This is a genomic window from Gordonia sp. McavH-238-E (assembly GCF_022348225.1).
GTDB classification, from domain to species: Bacteria; Actinomycetota; Actinomycetes; order Mycobacteriales; family Mycobacteriaceae; genus Gordonia; species Gordonia terrae.
The window spans coordinates 293,200-310,752 of record NZ_JAKRFE010000009.1 but is presented as its reverse complement, the minus strand read 5'-3'; the positions used below and the strand labels follow the sequence as shown (position 1 = coordinate 310,752).

Sequence of the window (17,553 nt, the reverse complement as noted above, 5' to 3'; positions counted from 1 at the left end):
ACTCGGTAGTAAGTCCCAACCTTACTTTGGAGTAAGAAGTTTGTCACGCACTTGTCCGACACCGCCTGCCCGCCCACCCGCTAGGCTGGCCGCATGACCCTCGATCACCGCCGCGAGCAGGGCTTATCAGCCAATCAGGTGGTGGGCGCGACAACCGTCGCGGTGGCCGGCGCGGCTGCACTCGGTGCTGCCTGCGTGTTCACCCCGGGCGGTGTCGCCGACGGGCCGCAACTCTGCCCGTTCGCGGTGATGACCGGCCTTCCGTGTCCCGGCTGTGGCCTCACTCGTAGCTGGGTGGCGCTCATGCACGGCGACGTCGGGTCGGCGTTCACGTTCAATGTGTTCGGGCCGGTGTTCCTGGTGCTGACCGCCGTGACCGTGGTGACCGCGGCCCTCACCCTGGTGCGCCGGCGCGGGGCGCCGCTGTCCACGTGGCGCGACCTCGTACTCGGCCCGGTCGGTGCCGTTCTGCTGGGAGTGTGGCTCACCTACGGTGTCGTGCGCATTCTCGACGCTGCGTTCGGTTGGGGAGTCTTCCCGATCGTCGTGTGAGCGAGCGTTTGTCCGACCATGCCGCCGTGTGAACGTGCACAGTGGACATATGCAGATCACCCACTTCGGCCATTCCTGTCTGCTCGTCGAGATCGACGGGACCAAGGTGCTCTTCGATCCGGGGAACTTCTCGCACGGATTCGACGGCATCAGCGGCCTCGACGCCATTCTGATCACCCATCAGCATCCCGACCACTGCGACGTCGCGAAGTTGCCCGATCTCGTCGCGGCCAACCCCGACGCGATCCTGTACGCCGATCCGCAGACGACGAAACAGCTCAACGGCGACGCCGTGGCCGGCGAGTGGACGGCCGCCCGCAGCGGCGATCAGATCGGGATCGGTTCGCTCACCGCACGTTTCACCGGCGGCCGGCACGCGGTCATCCATCCCGAGATCCCGGTGATCGACAACGTCGCCTACGTCCTGGGTACCGCCGAGCAGCCGGGGCAGTTCATGCATCCCGGTGATTCGTTCTACATCCCGTTCGAGCAGGTGGACGTCCTCGCGCTGCCGTCGGCCGCTCCGTGGATGAAACTCAGCGAGTCGGTCGACTACCTGAGGGCGATGGCACCCCGGGTCGCGGTGCCGATCCATCAGGCGATCCTGTCCGACGCCGGTAGTGGAATCCATTACGGACGACTCGCCGACATGAAGGACGACGCGACCGAGTTCACGGTGCTGGAGAAGGAACACGCCACGCAGGTGTGAGTGTCACCCCGCCCTGCTCGCTGATCCGAAAGAACCACAGACACACTCGCAGCAGGAGGTCGCTTCGCTCGCACCTCGGCGAGCGGGAGGTCGCTTCGCTCGCACCTCGGCGAGCAGAAGATCGCCTCACTCGCTCCGGGTGTCGTCCGATTTCGGTCGGTGCAGGGCGACGAGCTCGTTGAGATGAGTCGCCACCTGGATCAGCGGCGTGGTGGTCTGTGCGGCCTCGGCGAGGACCACCGCACCCTCGATCGCCGCGACGATGGTGGCGGCCAGCGAAGCGGTCACGTCGGGCGCGACGCCGTCATCCAGTAACCGGCGCTCGATCAGGCCTCGCCATTCGTCGAAGACCTCGGTGGCCGCGGCCGCCGCCTCCGGTGCCGAGAGGCGGCCCAGTGCGGCGGCCACCACGGGGCACCCGCCCTCGAAGTCGGTCGCGGACAACGCTGCCGACCACATCTCGGCGAACGCCATGATCGGATCGGGCTCGGCGACGATGTCGGTGAGGAGTGCGGTGATCGTGTCGCCCACACTGCGCGTCGTCGCCGCCACCAATTCCGACTTGCCGCCCGGGAAGTTGAGGTAGATGGATCGCCGGGCGACACCACTGCTCTCGAGGATGTCCGAGATGGCGGTGCCCGCGACGCCGTGCCGTCGCATGAGATCTGCGGTCGCCTCGATCAATTGGTCGCGCGCTGCCATCGGTGCCACTCCTCGTCGTGCCGGGGCGTCGCTGGCCACCGACGCTTGCAGTATACCAAGCGGTCTACTAGGGTTCAGGGCGGTAGACCAATCGGTATACATTGCGGTCCGTCACGCGGGGGACGCGCGATCAGTCGTAGGAGACGAAACATGACCGACACGGTGACACTGTCCGCACCCTTGACGCTTCCGTCGGGCCAGGTTCTGCCGAACCGGATCATGAAAGCGGCTCTGAGCGAGGGGCTGGGCGACGCGGACGCCGGCCCGGACGCTCGTCTGGAGCGTCTCTACTCCCGCTGGGCCGCAGGCTCTTACGGTCTCGTCATCACCGGCAACGTGATGGTCGACCGCCGGTATCTCGGGGAACCCGGGAACGTCGTGGTCGAAGACGACCGTCACCTCGACGCGCTCACGCGCTGGGCGAAGACCACCCAGGACGGTGGATCACCCATCTGGATGCAGATCAATCATCCAGGGCGGCAGGCCAATCCGCTGACGACCGAGGGGCGGGTGGTGGCCCCGTCGGCGGTCCGGTTGGCCATCCCCGGGGTGCCGACGCCTCGTGCGCTCGCCGAGGCCGAGATCGAGGACATCATCACGCGGTTCGCCACCACCGCCGCGGTGGCCGAGACCGCGGGCTTCGACGGTGTGCAGATCCACGGTGCCCACGGATACCTGCTGTCGCAGTTCCTCTCGCCGCTGGCCAACCGGCGCGAGGATCGGTGGGGCGGCTCCATCGAGAACCGGGCCCGCTTCGCCCTCGAGGTCGTCCGAGCGGTGCGCGCCGCCGTCCGGCCGGGTTTCGGTGTCGGCATCAAACTGAACTCCGCGGACTTCCAGCGCGGTGGATTCTCGGAGGAGGAGTCGCGCACCGTGATCGCGCTGCTCGCGGCGGAGGCGCTCGATCTCATCGAGATCAGCGGCGGGAGCTACGAGTCCCCCGCGATGATGGGTCGACCTGTCCAGTCGGCGAGCACGCGCGAGCGGGAGGCGTACTTCCTCGAGTACGCCGTCACCGTCCGCGAACTTGCCGCCGGGATCCCGCTGGCCGTCACCGGCGGTTTCCGCACGCACACGGCCATGGCGGCGGCGATCGCCGAGGGCGCGTGCGACATCGTCGGGATCGGCCGGCCGACGGTGACCGCGCCGACGGCGGCAAGGGACGTGATGACCGGCGACGCCGATCGTCTGACATCACAACAGCAGCGGTTGCCGCTTCCGGCCCGGTTGTCCAGCGCCGCGACGGCCCGGTCTCTGGAGGGGGCACTCGATCTCCAGTGGCACACCGACCAACTGCACCGGATGGCCGGCGGCGGAGACCCGGACCCCACCCGTGCGCTGTGGCGGACCGCGGTGACGACGGTACGGCGCAACGGGATCGGCGCGTTGCGGAGCACCCGGAACGTGACCTCGGCCGACGCCAGGGCGGCCCGGAAGTTCCGGTTCGAGCGATGGGTCGGACGCCACCTCGCCAATCCGGCTGTGGCCGCGCTCAATCGACTCGGGATCGGCACCCACCTGGCAACGGATCTGGAGACCGTCGGCCGCAGATCCGGTCTGGCTCGCACGGTTCCGGTGTCGGCCGCCTTCGACGCCGACGGCGCGTGGGTCATCAGTCAGCATGGCAAGCGCTCGGGATGGGGGATCAACATCTCGGCGAATCCGACGGTGCGCATCCGCCAGGGCCGTCAGTGGCGCACGGGGACTGCGCAGTTCGTCCCCGACGACGACGTGGCCGCACGGGTGCGTTCCTTCGCGACCCGCCCCCTGTTCGCCGGTCTGACCTCGGCCGGGTTCCGCGCGCTCCAGAGTGACCCGATCTCGGTGCGGATCACCTTCACCGACTGAACGTCCTCAGGCGCGCAGGGCCTCGACGACCTCGTCGTGGAGCAGCCCGTTGCTGGCCACCGCACTACCGCCGGCGGGTCCGGGTGTGCCGTCGAGCGCGGTGAAGCGTCCGCCCGCCTCGCGCACCAGGACGTCGAGGGGTGCCAGGTCCCACAGCGAGACCTCGGGTTCGGCGGTGACGTCGACCGCGCCCTCGGCGACGAGGCAGTAGTTGAAGAAGTCGCCGTAACCGCGCACGCGCCACACCCGGTCGGTGAGGTCGACGAACCGGTCCCGGATGCCGCGGTCGGCCCACCCGGACAGGCTCGAGAACGCCAGGCTCGCCGACCCGAGGTCGGCGACCCCGGACACCGACAGGCGACGCACGTCTTCGTCGTCGAACCGGGTATGGGCGCCGAGACCCGTTGCCGCCCACCACCGTCGGCGGAGGGCCGGCGCCGAGATCACGCCGACCGTCGGCACGCCGTCGATGAGAAGCGCGATCAGGGTGGCCCACACCGGGACGCCGCGCACGAAGTTCTTGGTGCCGTCGATGGGATCGACGACCCATTGCCGTCCGGACAGTGCGGCGTCGCCGCCGAACTCCTCGCCGAGAACGGTGTCGGTGGGCCGGCGCGCCGCGAGCCGTTCGCGGATCATCGTCTCGCAGGCGAGATCGGCGTCGGATACGGGTGTGAGGTCCGGCTTGTCGTCGACGCGGAGATCGACCGCCCCGAACCGGTCCATCGTCAGCGCGTCGGCGGAGTCGGCGAGTGAGAGTGCGAGTTCGACGTCGTCGCTGTACTTCGTCGGGCCGGGAGGGACGGACATGCCCGGTAGGGTAGCTGTCATGTTGCTGACCGTGACGTTCACCCTGTTGATCGCGGCACTCGTGGTGGTGCTGGTGGTTCAGTGGCAGCGCGGACGCAATCCGCAGCCGATGTCGGCGGCGAAGGCCTCCCAGTTCGTGCAGGGCACGTTCACCATCGTCGGGGTCTCCGACCGCGACGACGAGCCGACCCGGAGCGCCACCGACAAGAACGGCGACCGCTTCTGCACGATCTCCGGGACGATCGTCGGTCCCGAGACCAGCCCCACCGAGGTGTACGGGACGCTGGTGCTCGGGGCAGGGGACCCCTGGCCGCAGATCGGCGACGATCTGCCGGTTCTCTACAAGCCGAACAAGGCCGCGACGTCGTGGCGGTTCGGCGTCATGCCCGAGCCCGGCCCCGACCCACTCTGATCCTCCCGGGCGCTCCCGCGCCGGACTGTCGGTACTCTGGATAACCGTGCATCCCGACGTGACCGCAGACCTCGAATCCCTCGACGCCACCTTGACCACCGTGGAGAAGGTGCTCGACCTCGAAGAGCTGCGCCGTCGCATCGACGAGCTCGAGATGCAGGCCTCGGACCCGGACCTGTGGAACGACCAGGACCATGCCCAGAAGGTCACCAGCGAGCTGTCGCACGCGCAATCCGAACTCCGGAAGGTCTCCGAGCTGCGCCAGCGGCTCGAGGATCTCCCCGTGCTGTACGAGCTCGCCGATGCCGAAGAGGGTGACGACAAGGTCGCCGCCCTGGCCGACGCCGATGCCGAGCGCGAGAGCCTGCGGACCGACATCCAGGCGATGGAGGTCAAGACGATGCTCGCCGGCGAGTACGACTCGCGCGACGCGGTCGTCAACATCCGCTCGGGTGCCGGCGGCGTCGACGCCGCGGACTGGGCTCAGATGCTGATGCGCATGTACATCCGGTGGGCCGAGCAGAAGGGGTACGGGGTCGAGGTCTACGACACGTCCTACGCCGAGGAGGCGGGCCTCAAGAGCGCGACCTTCGCGGTGAAGGCCCCGTACATGTACGGCACCCTCTCCGTCGAGCAGGGCACCCATCGACTCGTGCGCATCAGTCCGTTCGACAACCAGAGCCGGCGCCAGACGTCGTTCGCCGAGGTCGAGGTGCTGCCGGTGGTCGAGACGACCGACCACATCGACGTCGACGAGAACGACATCAAGGTCGACGTGTACCGGTCCTCCGGCCCCGGCGGGCAGTCGGTCAACACGACCGACTCCGCGGTCCGCCTCACACACATCCCGACCGGGATCGTCGTGACGTGTCAGAACGAGAAGAGCCAGCTGCAGAACAAGGCGTCGGCGATGCGCGTCCTGCAGGCCAAACTCCTCGACCGCAAGCGGCAAGAGGAACGCGCCGAACTCGATGCCCTGAAGGGGGACGGTGGCTCGAGCTGGGGCAACCAGATGCGGTCGTACGTGCTGCACCCGTACCAGATGGTGAAGGACCTGCGGACGGGCGTCGAGGACAACAACCCCACATCCGTGCTCGACGGCGAGCTGGACAAGTTCATCGAGGCCGGGATCCGCTGGCGGATGGCGACCACCGAAGCGTGATCACCTCAGCCGCCGACCTCGTGCTGGCCGCTGCGCCGACCCCGACCGAAGTTCTGCTCGGCCGGGTCTACGTCTGGTTGGCGACGAGCGGACTCGAGATCGTCATCTGGATCCTGGGTGCCGTGCTCCTGGCCCGGCTGATCCGCTGGGGTGCCGACAAATACGCCTCGCGCGTGGACTCGCGGTTCTCGACCAGCGATCTCATCGTGCAGACCGAAGATGCGAAGCACCGACGGGCCCTGGTCGACGTCGTCGCCTGGACGCTGATCGTGGTGATCGCGATCATCGTGATCATCCACGCACTGTCGGTGTTCGGCATCCCACTCAGCGGGTTGACCGGACCCACCGCGGTGATCGGCGCCGCACTCGGTTTCGGCGCGCAGCGCATCGTGCAGGACATCCTGGCCGGATTCTTCGTCGTGGCCGAGAAGCAGTACGGCTACGGCGACGTGGTCAACCTGACGGTGACCGGTAACGCGCCGGCCGAGGGCACCGTGGAGGACGTCACGCTCCGGGTGACCAAGCTGCGTACCGCCGAGGGAGAGGTCATCACCGTTCCCAACGGTCAGATCGTCAAGGCGACCAACCTGTCCAAGGATTGGGCACGCGCGGTCGTGGACGTCCCGGTCCCGTCCGAGGCCGACATCGGGATGGTCAACGAGACGCTCGATCGGGTCGGCCGGGAGTTCTACGCGCAGCCCCGGTGGCACGACCTCCTGCTCGACGCGCCGTCGTCGCTCGGAGTCATCAGCCTCGAGCTCGACGCGATCACCGTGCGCATGGTGACGCGCACCCTGCCGGGCAAACAGTTCGAGGTCGGGCGCGCGCTGCGTGTGCACATCATCCGGGCGCTGGCTCGGGAGGGGATCAACGTCCCCGCACGTGAGGTGCGGTCCGCGGGAGGTCCGCCGGCGACGCACGCCGACCAGGGCAACCGGGACGGGGGAGACTGATGGCCGACTCGAACATCCCAGGTGACACCCCGGGCCGCGACGGGCCCCACGAGGACCGAACCGCCCGACCCATCCCCGGCGCGGACGACCCCACCCAGATCATCCCGACGCAGGGCATCCCCCCGCAGGATCCGCCCTCGCAGGAGTCGCCGTCCGGCTCCGACCGCAGACGGCGCATCGACTGGGGTCACATCGCGCGTACGCGGATCCGGACCAGCACAGCGATCCTCGTCGCCGTGTTCCTGGCGTGCTGTGTGCTGTACGGGTACACCTCGCAGCGCTACGGCGTCGTGGCGCCGGCGCCCGCGCGGCCCGCGCCGACGTCATCGCAGACGGTCGAACCGACCTACGAGCCGCCGCCGTCCACGACGTCGTCGACGAGGAGCACCACCACCGAATCGTCGACGACCGACACCACCGGCGGTGTCGACGGCACGGACGGCACGTCGACGGACGGGACGCGGTCGCAGACGCCGAGCACCAGCCGCGAGACCATCCCCGGGCTGCCGAACATCCCTCTCCCGAATTTCGGCGGGCAGACCCCGACCACCACGGTCCCGACACGCTGACCCGGCCGGAAAACGGCTGGTCAGGCGGGTGGATGCAACGGGGTGTCGCGCCTGAACGCACTCTCAGGAGTCGTCGTTACACTGGCACATCGTGATCAAGCTGGAGAACGTCACGATGCAGTACAAGGCGTCCAGTCGACCCGCTCTGAAAGATCTGAGCCTCGAGGTCGACAAGGGGGAGTTCGCGTTTCTGATCGGTCCGTCGGGGTCGGGCAAGTCGACGTTCTTCCGACTCCTCCTCAAGGAGGACCGGCCGACGAGCGGCGAGGTCTACCTCGGCGAGTTCCACGTGAACAAACTGCGGGCAGGGTCCGTGCCGAAGCTGCGCCAGTCCATCGGATGTGTGTTCCAGGACTTCCGACTGCTTCAGAAGAAGACGGTGGCGGAGAACGTCGCCTTCGCCCTCGAAGTGATCGGACGACCGCGTTCCACCGTCCAGAAGGTGGTACCGGAAGTGCTCGAGTACGTCGGCCTCGAAGGCAAGCACGACCGCATGCCCAACGAACTGTCCGGTGGTGAGATGCAGCGCGTGGCGATCGCCCGCGCCATCGTGAACCGGCCGCTGGTGCTCTTGGCCGACGAGCCCACCGGCAACCTCGACCCCGAGACCAGTGAAGAGATCGTCGACGTGCTCGATCGCGTCAACCGCCGCGGCACCACGGTGGTGATGGCCACCCACGACCGTCACATCGTCGATGCGATGCGACGACGGGTTCTCGAGTTCGACAGCGGCCAACTCGTCCGCAACGACCCGCAGGGCGTGTACGGGATCGGCTGACGCGCAGCCGGCCCCGACACACTTCCCCGAGACCCAAGGACTGTCTGAGCAGACATGCGAGCGAATTTCATCATCAGCGAAGTTCTCCACGGACTCCGCCGCAACGCGACCATGACCATCGCGATGATCATCACCACCGCGATCACACTGGGAATGTTCGGTGGTGGTCTGCTGGTGATCCAGATGGCGGACAAGAGCCAGCAGATCTTCCTCGACCGGGTGGAGATGGAGTTCTATCTCAATCCCGAGGTGACCGAGCGGGATCCGCAGTGCGAATCCGACCCGTGTGCCCAGCTGCGTCGGGGTCTCGAGAACGAGCCGGGCGTCACCTCGGTGACCTACCTGGACAAGGACGAGGCCTTCAAGCGCGCCAAGGAGATCTTCGCGAACAACCCCGACCTCGCCGAGAACATCGTGGAGGGCACGCTGCCGGCCTCCCTGCGTGTGCGGGTGTCCGACCCGAATCAGTTCGATGCGGTGCTCACCAAATACGCGGCCCGGAAGGATCTGGGAGTCGACGCCTTCAAGGACGACCGCAAACTGGTGCAGCGGATCTTCAGCGTGCTCGACGGCGTACGCAACGCGACGTTCGCGATCGCCTCGGTGCTGGCGATCGCCGCGATCCTGTTGATCATCAACACCGTTCAGGTCGCGGCCTTCACGAGACGGACCGAGGTCTCGATCATGCGCCTGGTGGGCGCCACCCGGTGGTACACACAGCTGCCGTTCCTGCTCGAGGCGGTGGTGTCGGCCTTCGTCGGCTCGGTGTTGGCCATCGGTGGCCTGCTGCTGGCCAAGAAGTTCTTCTTCGACAACGCGTTACGCGAGTTGTACGGGGTCAGCTTCTTCGCGCGGATCGAGCTGACCGACGTGCTGTTCGTCGCCCCGTGGCTCGTGCTCGGCGGAATTGTGTTGGCCGGCGCGACCGCGTATGTCACGCTTCGTGTCTATGTCCGGGAATGATCCGTCGGTCTCGACGGTTCGGAACGTCGGTGATCTGCAACGCAGCGGTCACCATCAGAGCGAGGAGGTGAGTGCATGCCGAAGGAAAAGGGACGCAATGTGATCGCGTCCAATCGCAAGGCGAGGCACAACTACGCCATCCTCGACGTCTTCGAGGCCGGGATCGTGCTCGTGGGCACCGAGGTGAAGAGTCTCCGGGCAGGCAAGGCGTCGCTGGTCGACGCGTTCGCGACGATCGACGACGGCGAGGTGTGGCTTCATGCCCTGCACATCGCCGAGTACGGCAACGGCTCCTGGACCAATCACTCCGTGCGGCGCAAGCGCAAACTGCTGATGCACCGGCGCGAGATCGACAACCTCGTCGGCAAGATCCGCGACGGCAATCTCACGCTGGTGCCGCTGTCGATGTACTTCAACGACGGCAAGGTGAAGGTCGAGCTCGCCCTGGCCCGCGGTAAACAGGCCCACGACAAGCGCCAGGACATCGCCAAGCGCACCGCCCAACGCGAGGTCGAGCGTGAGGTCGGGCGTCGCGTGAAGGGGATGGGGTGAGTCAGGCGCCCGTGTCGGCCTGACCCTGTTGCTGCGTCGGCGCCCCGGGCGTCGTGTTCTGACCGTCCTGCTCGTCGGACTCGGGGTCGCCCTCACCGTCGCGGTTCTGCCTGCCCGGTAGGCCGCCCATCCCGGGCTGACCCATCTGGGGTCCATTCATCTGGGGTCCATTCATCTGTGGGCCGCCTCCCATTCCGGGCCCGTTGCCGCCCTGCTGCCAGACGGCGGCCGGTGCGGGACGCTCGGACGTCGTGTCACCGGTGATGTAACCGGCCCCGAAACCCAGCGCGCCCGCGACGATGGCCAGTCCGGCTGCGCCGGCGATCAGGGCCGAGCGCGCCGGCGCGGTTTTCGGTGCAACCGGGTGGGATTCGGCGGGCATGCCGTGGGCGGCGGAGCCGTTCGCGTCGAGGGAGTCATGGGGGTTCGCTCCCGGCGTCGGCGTCGGCGTCGGGCTGATCGGCGTGGTCGCGGCGTCGTCAGATGGGTCGGACGCCTGCGGGTTGGGGGAGGCGCGGTCGGGTTCGTGCTCGCCGGGGGTCGGGGAGGTCATGTCGGTCTCGCTCTCGTCGGTCGGCCGAGTCCGTCCTCGGCTCACGAGGTCTCCACGATCCCGGTGGCGCCTGGGCCGGGCCTGGCGGGCAGCTGTGAATGAGCTGGCAGCTCGACGACTCCGCCATTGCGCGGGTTGTCGTCGTCACGCGGCGCGATCGACGCTGGTCCACTCCGTCCGGTGCATGGTCGACACGTCGGCTCTGGGGCGGTACGTGCGCTCGTAGCGCTCGATGTCGGTTCGCCGGAGGAGCGGTGTCAGTGGATCAGCGGACACGATGTCGCCGCCGGAGATCCGCGACCGGCGGCTGAGCTCTGATTGATGCCGGAAGCACGCGACAGACGTGATCAGGAAGACAGCCATGGCGGCGCCGAACGGCCATGCGGGCGCGGCGATGCCGCCGGCCAGTGCCATCACGAACAACCCGAGGAACAGAAATCCGAGAAGCAGGATCAGATATCCGGTGAAAGCCACGGATGTCGATCGAGGTGTGTCGTGCATGAAGGAGTCCTTTCGCTGAGTGGTCCCGACCCGGATCGCTACAGCGACTGTATCGCTACGCTACGTGTAGCGTTTCGTGGCGCGGTAGTATTCCTGCCGACGGTCGAAACCGGAATCGGCGGGAAAACGTGAGGTGACCACGACGTGGCAGGCGGCAGCGGCCCGAAGATCGTCCGTTCGACCCTGGAGTTGCTCCGGACCCGCGGACCGGCCGGGGTCACGATCGAGAGCGTGGCAGCCCATTCCGGGGTGGCGCGTACGACGATCTATCGCCGCTACCGCAACCGGAACGAGATGCTCGGCGCAGCTCTGCTCGACGTCGCTGTCGTCGAGCCGCCTGATGCGGACCTTCCCGCGGAGGCCCGGCTGCGCTGGGTGGTGACCCACGCGGCGTCGATGGTGCTCGACGGAATCGGTTTCGGCGGCATGGCGGCCCTGCTGACCGATTCCGATCCCGAGTTCGGCGTGCTCTTCCGACAGGTCCTCGCGCGCCACCGCGCCGAACTCCGAGAGGTACTCGACGCGGGTAAACGGCGCGGTCAATTCGCGGCGACGATGGAGCCGGAGATGCTGGTCGACGGCATCGTCGGGGCGCTCGTCGCCGAACGCGCCCGCACCGGAGGTGTCGCCGGTGACTGGGAGGACCGAGTCGTCACCGCGTTCGCGCCCATGGTCTTCGCCGCCGAGAGTGACCCCCGCCGGAGGTCTCGGGGGAAACGGGAATGAACTCTGCGGAACGAGTTGTTAGACTGAAGTGCTCGCTGACTCCGGTCGGCGGGTCCTACTCGGGGCTGATCGGTTTCGACTTCGTGCGTCGAGATAGGGGAAGCGTGTCGGTGCAGGCTGGAGACCACCGTGAGCGTCGCAGCAACCAATTAAGCGCCGATTCCAATCAGCGCGACTACGCCCTCGCTGCCTGAGTAGCGACGGCTAGTCTGTCGGCCCGGGTTATGCTCCCAGACCCGGATGCCGGCATCATCCATGGGAGCTCACCGTCCTCGCCGGTCGCGGGTGAGGTCGGAACACCAAACAGCGACTGGGATCGTCATCTCGGCTTGTTCGCGTGACCGAGAGATCCAAGTAGAGACATAGCGGACTGCACACGGAGAAGCCCTAACAACACGACGGAGGACCCGGGTTCAATTCCCGGCAGCTCCACGAGAAAGCGCCCCACCTGTTCAGGTGGGGCGCTTTCGTCTGTCATGGGCTCGGGCCGATCAACCGGTAGTCAGCGCGTCGAGGGACGCACTCTCGCGGTGTTTGCGTCGTTTGGTGATGACCCCGTGGGTCGGACTGAACAGATACACACCGAAGAACGCGATGCCCTGGACGAGGACGACCATCCCGCCGGGCGAGGTGTCCTGGTAATAGGAGATGTACAGGCCGATGACCCCACAGATCGCCGAGATGGCCGGTGCGATGATCAGCATCCGGCCGAACCGGTCGGTGAGCAATCGGGCCGTCGCGCCCGGGATGATGAGCATCGCGACCACCAGCACGATGCCGACGACCTGCAGGGCTGTTACCGCGGTGAGGGCGAGCAGCGCCAGGAGGGCGGCGCCCAGTAGCCGCGGGCTGAGGCCGATCGCGAAGGCGTGCGTGCGGTCGAAGGCGTACAGAGTGAAGTCGCGCCGCTTGAGAAGGAGCAGGGTCGCCACGATCGCGCCCAGGATCGCGATCTGCACCAGATCCGACGTCGAGACACCCAGCAGATTGCCGAAGATGATGTGGTTCAGATCGGTCTGGCTCGGCGTTACCGAGATCAGCACCAGCCCGAATGCGAACAGGGTCGTGAAGACGATGCCGATGGCCGCATCCTCCTTGACCCGGCCGCCGTCGCGGACGGCGCCGATCAGTGCCACCGCGAGGAAGCCGAAGATCACCGCGCCGATGGCGAACGGGACGCCGACGATGTAGGCGAGGACCACGCCGGGCAAGACCGCGTGCGAGACGGCGTCGCCCATCAGCGACCAGCCGATCAGCACGAGCCAACACGACAGCAGCGCACACACGACCGAGGCGATCAGGGTCGCCCAGAGCGCACGCGTCATGAACGCGTAGGCGAACGGGTCGAGAAGGATGTCGACGATGGTCACGAGACCTCCTCGTGGTGTTCGGAGTCGAGGCGCCCGAACTCGCGGCGTTCGGAAGTCGGTCGGGCGAGTGGATCGAGGCCGAACGCGCGGACGAGGTTGTCGGTGGTGATCACCTCGGTCGGCGCGCCCTGGGCGATCACCCGGCGCATCAGCAGGATCGCCTCGTCGGCCAGCTCGGGTAGGACCTGCAGGTCGTGGGTGGACACCAGGATCGTCGTCCCGGCGTCGGCGAGCTCGCGCAGCAGCGCGGTGATGGTGGCCTCGGTGCGTTTGTCGACGCCGGCGAACGGCTCGTCGAGCAACAGGATCCCGGCTTCCTGCGCGATGCCGCGCGCCACGAAGGCCCGCTTGCGCTGCCCGCCCGACAACTGGCCGATCTGGCGGTCGGCGAAGTCGGTGAGCTCGACGCGTGCGAGCGCTTCGTCGACGGCGTCGTGGTCGGACCGTTTCGGGCGACGCGTGAATCCCAGATGGCCGTAGCGACCCGTCATCACGACGTCGCGGACCGAGACCGGGAAGGTCCAGTCGATGTCCTCGGACTGCGGCACGTAGCCGAGCGCGCCGGCTCGACGCGCCGCGGCCGGCGTCCGACCGCCGAGCCGGACCGTGCCGGTCGTCGGGGTCACCGACCCCACGATCGTCTTGAACAGCGTCGACTTGCCCGATCCGTTCATGCCCACAAGGCCGCACACCTGGCCGGCCGGTACTCGCACCGACGCGTGGTCGAGGGCGAGGATGTCGCCGTACCGCACGGTCACGTCCGTCACCTCGATGGCGGAACCGCTTGTCGCTGAGGCGTTCACGTGTTGCTCCCGGTCAGGCCCGACACGATGGTCGCGACGTCGTGGCGGATGAGGTCGAGGTAGGTGGGTACGGGGCCGTCGGCCTCGGAAAGCGAATCGACGTACAGGGTGCCGCCGAATCGGGCGTCGGTCGCGTTGACGACCTGCTTCATCGGGGCGTCGGAGACGGTGGATTCGCAGAACACGCCGGGGACACGGTTTGCCCGGACGAAGTCGATCGTGTCCGCGACCTGTTGCGGCGTCGCCTGCTGTTCGGCGTTGACCGGCCAGATGTAGCGCTCGGTGAGCCCGGCGTCGCGGGCGAGGTAGGAGAACGCGCCTTCGCAGGTGACGAGGGCCCGTTCGTTGGCAGGCAGTCCGGCCAGTGCGGAGGTGAGGCCGGTCTGCACCTGCTGAAGCTGCCTCTTGTAGGCGGCCGCATTGGATTTGAAGGTGGTGGCGCCGTCGGGATCGAGTTCCGTGAACGCCCGAACCATGTTGTCGACATAGATCTGCACGTTCACCGGACTCATCCACGCATGCGGATTCGGCTTGCCCGCGTATGCATCCGAAGCGATGTCGATCGGCTCGACACCCTCGCTGACGACGACGTGCCGGACGTCGAGGCCGTCGACGAACTGCGCGAACCAGGCTTCGAGGTTCAGACCGTTGTCGAGGATGAGCGAGGCCGTCGCGGCGCGCCGGATGTCGCCGGGGGTCGGCTCGTACCCGTGGATCTCGGCGCCCGGCTTGGTGATCGACTCCACCTCCAGGCGGTCGCCGGCGACCTCCGAGGCGATGTCGGCGAGCACGGTGAACGTCGTGAGCACGACCTTCTCGTCGGGGAGCCGGCTCGACAGCGTGCACCCCGCGACGATCGTGCAGACGGCGGCAAGGAGGGCCCCGACGGGGACGAACCGACGACGCGCGCGCTTGGGCATGCCGACACTATAGTTTCGGCTGCCCGAACTTTCTAGTTCGGGGCGTGCTCGCAGCTACCGCCGCCGTGCGAGCAGGTGGAACTCGGGAAAACGGTGGTCGTCGTCGGCGCGGCGCACCGTTCGCCATTCCTCGTCGAACCCGGCTCCGGCCAGGGCGGCGGACATGCGATCCGGGTGCCACCGCCAGGCGGGCGCCACGCGATGATCGAACTCGGTGACCTCGTCCGCCTCGGTGGTCTGTCCCGCGATCAGCACGACGCCGCCGGGCCTCATCCGAGCGGCCCAGCCGCGGAGGATGTCCGGGACGGATCCGGGCGGCACATGAATCAGGCTGAACCGCGCGACCACTGCGGCTATGTCGATTCCGTCGAGCTCTGGCGATCTCAGCCGTGCATCGTCGAGGACAAACCGAAGGTCGGCATGCGACGTTCTCGCGATCCGCACCATCTCCGTACTCGGATCGGCGCCGATGACATCGAGGCCCGCGGCCGCCACTTCCGCCGTCACCCCACCCGGCCCGCAGCCCACGTCCAGCACGGTTCCGGGGACGCCGCTCCCGCGGACATGGTCGACGAAGGCATCGATGACGTGACGCTGCAGTGTGTTGGAGAACGGTGACGGGAACGTCGTGGCGTACAGGTCGGCGAGTGCGTCGTATCCGGGCTGGAACCCGGTGTCGTCAGCTGAACTCATGCGATCCGGACGCCGCGCGGGAGTTTTCCGGCCGGAATCCGGAGACGACGTGCGGCGACGACGTAACCCAGCCCACCGAACACCAGATAGATCCCCAGGCCGACAACCCACGAGTGGCCCATCTCGGACGTCTCGTGGGCGGCCTCGCGGGCGATGTGTCCGGTGGGGGCGTGCTGGTCGACGTAACCGTAGGAGATGTCGGCGCACGTCCGTGGGCCGATGTACGGACCCGCCCGCACTGCCGACAGCGTCCGGGAGATCTCCTGAGCCGCCGTGCTGTCGGAGGATCTCATCGGGTTCTCCGGTGGCGAGGACACGGCGTCGGCCACGATGAAGAACGGGTTCGGGGCGAGGAGCCACCAGATGCGTTCGTGATGGTGGAACTCCTCGTCTCGGGTGACCTCCCGACACGTCCAGGTCGGCGTCGGGCTCGATGGGTCGGTCACCGTCGTCTCGGTGCGGACCACCGAATGCGTCTGTGCGACCGTCGGATACAGGAGGCCGAAGACCACCGGGAGGCCGAGGAGGAGGAAGAAGACGGCCGCTTGCGTCAACACCGCGGATCCCGCCGGGCGCGCCGTCACCGCGGAGAATCCGAGTCCGATTCCCGCGTAGCAGGCGAAGATCAGTGCCAGGACGATCGCGCCGAGCACGCCGCGCCAGATCGGTTGCGGCGCTTCGATCACGCCCCAGATCAGATACGGGGTGGCGACGGCGACCAAGGCCATCCCGGCCACCCAGCTCCCGATGAGCTTGCCGAGCGCCAGTTGCCAGTTGCCGATCGCGGTGTCCTGGACCACGGCCAGGGTTGCATCCTTGCGGTCGCCGTTGATCGTCGTCGCCGCCAGCGTCGGGGCCACGATGATCCCGAGCAGCAACAGGAATCCGACCAGGAGCCCGTACAGGTTCGACGCCCATCCGGTGTAGGTGCCGCCGAACACTGCCACGGCCAGGTACATCGATCCGAAGACCGCCAGCGAGATCACGACGAAGGCGACGATGAGCGTGGCCTTCCACCTCGTCGTCCGGAGCCGCTGGCGCAGTTCGAGTTCGACGATGACCCCGACCATGCGCCACCAGCCGGTGAATGACGTGCGCGACGATGGCGCGTCGGGTTGCGTGATCATCGGCGCTCCGGGTCGAGTGCGAGGTAGGCGTCTTCGATGCCGGTGGACACGGGAGTGAATTCGCTGACCGCGGCCCCGGAGGACACCAGTTGTGCGAGGTGCCGCGCGGCGTCGGACTCGTCGTCGAAACGGACGTCCCGCGCCTGCCCGGGAGGCTGCCCGACGAGTCTGATGCGCCATACCCCGCCGGCCGCGCCCTGCGGGGCGTGGGTCCGGCCCTCGGTCATCAGCACGACGTCGTCGACCATCTCCTCGAGCTCGGAGAGAATGTGCGACGACACGAGGATCGAGCATCCATCGTCGGCGAGGCGGCGTAACTGACTGCGCAAGTCCATCCGCGACCGCGGGTCCATGCCGGAGGCCGGCTCGTCGAGCAGGAGGATCCGGGGCCGATGCACCAGGGCGCGGGCGAAGCCGAGTCGCTGTTTCTGGCCGCGCGACAACTCGTGTGCCGGCCGCGTCGCGAGATCGGTCAGGTGGACCAGCTCGAGGAGTTCAGCGGCGCGTTGCCGGGCCTGGGTGGTGGGCATTCCGTAGAGCTTGCCGAACGTCGTCAGGATCTCGCGCGCCGTGAGACTCTCCCAGGTGCCGAAGATGTCCGGCATCCACCCGGTCAGCCGACGCATGTCGGTCGGCTGCACCGGGGCGTCGTCGACCGTGATCGAGCCGGTGTCGGGGGCGAGCAGGCCGGCGAGGAGCAGGAGCAGAGTCGTCTTGCCGGCCCCGTTGGGGCCGACGAGGCCGGTGATCCTGCCGGATCTGAGTTCGAGGCTCGCATCGACGACGGCGGTGTGCCGTCCGAAGGTGCGCGAGAGCCCGGTCGCGACCAGTGACATGCCTCGACCGTAGC

Annotated in this window: 21 protein-coding genes and 1 other RNA gene; 12 read left to right on the top strand and 10 right to left on the bottom strand. The window is 67.7% G+C overall.

The window, feature by feature from the left end; all coding sequences use genetic code 11:
* Positions 1 to 93: 93 nt before the first annotated feature.
* On the top strand, positions 94 to 552 hold the full coding sequence (locus tag MHN80_RS16380; RefSeq protein ID WP_239402662.1) for a DUF2752 domain-containing protein: 459 nt from the start codon (positions 94 to 96) through the stop codon (positions 550 to 552).
* Between the two features lie 49 nt (positions 553 to 601).
* Positions 602 to 1,261 carry an MBL fold metallo-hydrolase gene (locus tag MHN80_RS16375; RefSeq protein WP_101821147.1) on the top strand — a complete coding sequence of 220 codons (660 nt, stop codon included), beginning with the start codon at positions 602 to 604 and terminating at the stop codon, positions 1,259 to 1,261.
* A gap of 126 nt (positions 1,262 to 1,387) precedes the next feature.
* On the opposite strand, the gene MHN80_RS16370 is transcribed toward MHN80_RS16375, so the two are convergent.
* Positions 1,388 to 1,963 carry a TetR/AcrR family transcriptional regulator gene (locus MHN80_RS16370; RefSeq protein WP_004023703.1) on the bottom strand — a complete coding sequence of 192 codons (576 nt, stop codon included), beginning with the start codon at positions 1,961 to 1,963 and terminating at the stop codon, positions 1,388 to 1,390.
* Between the two features lie 150 nt (positions 1,964 to 2,113).
* On the opposite strand from MHN80_RS16370, the gene MHN80_RS16365 reads away from it, so the two are divergent.
* Positions 2,114 to 3,811: a nitroreductase family deazaflavin-dependent oxidoreductase gene (locus MHN80_RS16365; protein WP_239402661.1), complete on the top strand. Its 1,698-nt coding sequence runs from the start codon at positions 2,114 to 2,116 to the stop codon at positions 3,809 to 3,811.
* Positions 3,812 to 3,817: 6 nt separating this feature from the next.
* Here MHN80_RS16365 and hisN read toward each other — a convergent pair whose 3' ends face one another.
* Positions 3,818 to 4,621, bottom strand: a complete 804-nt coding sequence (hisN, locus tag MHN80_RS16360; protein ID WP_239402660.1) for a histidinol-phosphatase — start codon at positions 4,619 to 4,621, stop codon at positions 3,818 to 3,820.
* Positions 4,622 to 4,640: 19 nt separating this feature from the next.
* Between hisN and MHN80_RS16355 the strand changes: the two genes are divergently transcribed.
* The 7 genes from MHN80_RS16355 to smpB all read left to right on the top strand — a co-directional run bounded on the left by MHN80_RS16355 (position 4,641) and on the right by smpB (position 10,010).
* A complete protein-coding gene (locus tag MHN80_RS16355) occupies positions 4,641 to 5,033 on the top strand; it encodes a hypothetical protein (RefSeq protein WP_064571658.1) in 393 nt (130 codons plus the stop codon).
* Positions 5,034 to 5,079: 46 nt separating this feature from the next.
* Positions 5,080 to 6,195, top strand: a complete 1,116-nt coding sequence (gene prfB / locus MHN80_RS16350) for a peptide chain release factor 2 (RefSeq protein WP_004023699.1) — start codon at positions 5,080 to 5,082, stop codon at positions 6,193 to 6,195.
* A complete protein-coding gene (locus MHN80_RS16345; RefSeq protein WP_239402659.1) occupies positions 6,192 to 7,148 on the top strand; it encodes a mechanosensitive ion channel family protein in 957 nt (318 codons plus the stop codon). The genes prfB and MHN80_RS16345 overlap by 4 nt, the downstream gene beginning before the upstream one ends.
* Entirely contained in the window at positions 7,148 to 7,717 is a 570-nt protein-coding gene (locus MHN80_RS16340; RefSeq protein WP_239402658.1) for a hypothetical protein, read from the top strand. Before MHN80_RS16345 ends, MHN80_RS16340 begins: the two co-directional genes overlap by 1 nt.
* Positions 7,718 to 7,808: 91 nt before the next feature.
* Complete coding sequence (ftsE, locus tag MHN80_RS16335) at positions 7,809 to 8,495, top strand: cell division ATP-binding protein FtsE (protein WP_004023696.1); 687 nt, start codon at positions 7,809 to 7,811, stop codon at positions 8,493 to 8,495.
* A 54-nt stretch (positions 8,496 to 8,549) separates the two neighbouring features.
* Complete coding sequence (ftsX, locus tag MHN80_RS16330; RefSeq protein ID WP_004023695.1) at positions 8,550 to 9,458, top strand: permease-like cell division protein FtsX; 909 nt, start codon at positions 8,550 to 8,552, stop codon at positions 9,456 to 9,458.
* Between the two features lie 75 nt (positions 9,459 to 9,533).
* Complete coding sequence (gene smpB / locus MHN80_RS16325; protein WP_101821142.1) at positions 9,534 to 10,010, top strand: SsrA-binding protein SmpB; 477 nt, start codon at positions 9,534 to 9,536, stop codon at positions 10,008 to 10,010.
* A 1-nt stretch (position 10,011) separates the two neighbouring features.
* Here the strand turns inward: smpB and MHN80_RS16320 are convergent, their stop codons facing one another.
* Positions 10,012 to 10,563 carry a hypothetical protein gene (locus tag MHN80_RS16320; RefSeq protein WP_239402657.1) on the bottom strand — a complete coding sequence of 184 codons (552 nt, stop codon included), beginning with the start codon at positions 10,561 to 10,563 and terminating at the stop codon, positions 10,012 to 10,014.
* Positions 10,564 to 10,707: 144 nt separating this feature from the next.
* Positions 10,708 to 11,064, bottom strand: coding sequence for a hypothetical protein (locus MHN80_RS16315; protein ID WP_239402656.1), 357 nt, complete (start codon positions 11,062 to 11,064; stop codon positions 10,708 to 10,710).
* A gap of 144 nt (positions 11,065 to 11,208) precedes the next feature.
* On the opposite strand from MHN80_RS16315, the gene MHN80_RS16310 reads away from it, so the two are divergent.
* Together MHN80_RS16310 and ssrA are read left to right on the top strand one after the other, a co-directional pair.
* Positions 11,209 to 11,790 (top strand): TetR/AcrR family transcriptional regulator, encoded by a 582-nt coding sequence (locus MHN80_RS16310; RefSeq protein WP_239402655.1) that lies wholly within the window; start codon positions 11,209 to 11,211, stop codon positions 11,788 to 11,790.
* A gap of 61 nt (positions 11,791 to 11,851) precedes the next feature.
* Positions 11,852 to 12,225: a transfer-messenger RNA gene (gene ssrA, locus MHN80_RS16305) on the top strand.
* Between the two features lie 56 nt (positions 12,226 to 12,281).
* On the opposite strand, the gene MHN80_RS16300 is transcribed toward ssrA, so the two are convergent.
* The 6 genes from MHN80_RS16300 to MHN80_RS16275 are packed head-to-tail and all read right to left on the bottom strand — an operon-like array spanning position 12,282 to position 17,539.
* Positions 12,282 to 13,160: a metal ABC transporter permease gene (locus tag MHN80_RS16300; RefSeq protein WP_064571662.1), complete on the bottom strand. Its 879-nt coding sequence runs from the start codon at positions 13,158 to 13,160 to the stop codon at positions 12,282 to 12,284.
* Positions 13,157 to 13,963, bottom strand: coding sequence for a metal ABC transporter ATP-binding protein (locus MHN80_RS16295; protein WP_239402654.1), 807 nt, complete (start codon positions 13,961 to 13,963; stop codon positions 13,157 to 13,159). The genes MHN80_RS16300 and MHN80_RS16295 overlap by 4 nt, the downstream gene beginning before the upstream one ends.
* Complete coding sequence (locus MHN80_RS16290; protein ID WP_239402653.1) at positions 13,960 to 14,883, bottom strand: metal ABC transporter substrate-binding protein; 924 nt, start codon at positions 14,881 to 14,883, stop codon at positions 13,960 to 13,962. Before MHN80_RS16290 ends, MHN80_RS16295 begins: the two co-directional genes overlap by 4 nt.
* Before the next feature lie 54 nt (positions 14,884 to 14,937).
* Entirely contained in the window at positions 14,938 to 15,576 is a 639-nt protein-coding gene (locus MHN80_RS16285) for a bifunctional 2-polyprenyl-6-hydroxyphenol methylase/3-demethylubiquinol 3-O-methyltransferase UbiG (protein WP_239402652.1), read from the bottom strand.
* Positions 15,573 to 16,703: an ABC transporter permease gene (locus tag MHN80_RS16280; protein ID WP_239402651.1), complete on the bottom strand. Its 1,131-nt coding sequence runs from the start codon at positions 16,701 to 16,703 to the stop codon at positions 15,573 to 15,575. The genes MHN80_RS16285 and MHN80_RS16280 overlap by 4 nt, the downstream gene beginning before the upstream one ends.
* Positions 16,700 to 17,539 carry an ABC transporter ATP-binding protein gene (locus tag MHN80_RS16275; protein WP_064571666.1) on the bottom strand — a complete coding sequence of 280 codons (840 nt, stop codon included), beginning with the start codon at positions 17,537 to 17,539 and terminating at the stop codon, positions 16,700 to 16,702. Before MHN80_RS16275 ends, MHN80_RS16280 begins: the two co-directional genes overlap by 4 nt.
* Positions 17,540 to 17,553: the final 14 nt, after the last annotated feature.